Genomic DNA, 1,936 nt, shown 5'->3' on the forward strand with positions numbered 1-1,936 from the left:
GCCACCCCCAAGAGCGCTTCGGCGACTATTGCCACCGGGTGGGGATCCCCTACCTGCAGGCCCAGGTGCAGCAGCTCTAGCAGGTCGGTGCTGGATTCTAGGGGATCCCTCAGAAGCGCGACCAGGCCCGCAGCCATTCCTGCAGCGCCTCTAGCCAGCCGGTGGGTTGGGGCGTCACGGCCTGCGGAGTTGGCTCTTCATCAACAGGCAACTTGACCTGACCAGGCAGCACCCTAAAGACCTGAATCGGCTTGGCCTCAGGGGAAGGCTTCAGAGCAAGGGGCTCCACCTGCAAGAACAAGTCCTGCGCTGCTCGATACACAGGTGCCGAGATCAACAGCCGCGAGTTCGGCCTCTCCTGGGGCTTTTTGGGGGGATCGAGGGGTTCAGCAAGGGATCCCAGCCAGGTGGCAAAACTCACTGCCTTGCCAAAGGCTGAAACTCGCCGCGGCTCTTGTGGGTCGATGTGGAGTAGGATCACTGGGCCATGGTGGATCCCGAGGGTAAGCCGGACCTCTGGGTAAGTGAGCTGTCGCAGAAACCTGTTCAGCTCCGCCACCGATTGCAAAAGCGCCAACCCCGCCTGCAGAGCCTGCCGTACTGCCCGTTCGGGTTGTCCCAAGCCAAACAGGGCCAGACTTCTCAGCCCGCTTTGGTTGGCCAACACTCCTTGGTATCGCTGTACCACCGACTCCATTTGGACGAAGTGGCGACCCAAAGTGTAAACAACATCGTAGGGAAAGTTCTCCTCGTCGAAATTGGCCGTCCCCCACAGCGAAGCGCAGAGAATGGCGGCGGTGGTCTGCTCGCCGATGGACTGAGCCTGCAGTTGATGCTGGGCCACCTCCACATCTGCCCTATCGAGCACCAGCCGCTGCAGCGTCACATCCCCGGTGATGCGGGTTTGACAGGCAAGGCGGATATGCACGGGGAGATCCAGCCGTTCGGCCAACTTCTTCTCAGCAGGGGTCATGCTACGGCAATTTTGGCTGCCCTCCAAAATCATGATCCGGCAGGTGGAGCAGGCGGCATTGCCGCCACAGGCATGGACATGGCGCACCCCGGCCTGCAGTAGGTTTTCCAAGATCGTGAGCAGGGGATTGGCCTCAAAGGTGAGGTTATCGGGGTAGCAAGTGATCCGCATAGTTGGGTGCCGGCAAACCGTTCTTGGACGCCTAAAGCCTGTACGTTCCTGACCTGGATTTGGATACCCCTTTTCAGCTAGAAACCGCAGGAGCCCCGCGCTCTGGCGTAGCCGTTCGCGAAGCGGGACGGAGTCCTCGCGTCCGGAGGAATGCAAGAAGCCAGACAACAATGTAGCATCTGATGAGATAGAATGGGAGCATGACCCAAGCCCTGACCATCTCCTGCAAGCTCAAGGTGTCTGTGTCGCAAGCCGCCAAGCTGGATGCGACGCTAGACGCTTTTGCACAAGCCTTGAACTGGGTGAATGAGAACACACCGGAGAAGATAGTCAACGCCGTTAAGCTCCAATCTCTCTGCTACCGCGAGATCCGTACCCGCTTCGGGCTATCCAGCAACCTGGCACAACAGGTGTGCAGGCGGGTTGCAGGCTCGCGCAAGGTTGCCCGCCAAAAGAACCGTCCGGTCAAAGCGTTCAAGGGGGGTTTTGTGACCTTTCGCGCTAGCGGGACGGAGTCCTTTGACGCTCGCACCTTTTCTTTTCGGCAAAAAGACTGGACGGTGTCGCTGACCAACGTCGAGGGGCGGGAACGCTTTGAGTTGGCAATTGGCAACTACCAACTGCAGGGCTACTAGAAGCCCGCTCCGTACCGCTTAGCGGTCGGAGCCGGGTAGTTTACGGGTGAATGTTGGCGCTGTTCTCGACAACAGGCCGCTGCTGTGCTTTCAAGGGAGCGAATGATAGAGTACAGAGAGATTGGTGCGAGCCCCTTCATGCCTCAGTCCAAACCTG

The 1,936-nt window shown here is 59.3% G+C and carries 1 protein-coding gene and 1 pseudogene; one reads left to right on the forward strand and one right to left on the reverse strand.

Features of this window, described 5'->3' with window-relative positions:
- Positions 1–109: 109 nt before the first annotated feature.
- Complete coding sequence (locus tag NW852_RS01475) at positions 110–1,144, reverse strand: 2Fe-2S iron-sulfur cluster-binding protein (RefSeq protein ID WP_414366836.1); 1,035 nt, start codon at positions 1,142–1,144, stop codon at positions 110–112.
- Positions 1,145–1,344: 200 nt separating this feature from the next.
- Between NW852_RS01475 and NW852_RS01480 the strand changes: the two are divergent.
- Positions 1,345–1,764, forward strand: a pseudogene (locus NW852_RS01480) (RNA-guided endonuclease TnpB family protein); the annotation flags it as partial.
- Between the last annotated feature and the right edge of the window lie 172 nt (positions 1,765–1,936).

Source organism: Synechococcus sp. H60.1 (assembly GCF_047462335.1).
Taxonomy (GTDB): Bacteria; Cyanobacteriota; Cyanobacteriia; order Thermostichales; family Thermostichaceae; genus Thermostichus.

Excerpts from the sequence above, each read along its gene's own strand:
- NW852_RS01475 (WP_414366836.1), bottom strand. The coding sequence starts at position 1,144 with ATGCGGATCACTTGCTACCCCGATAACCTCACCTTTGAGGCCAATCCC.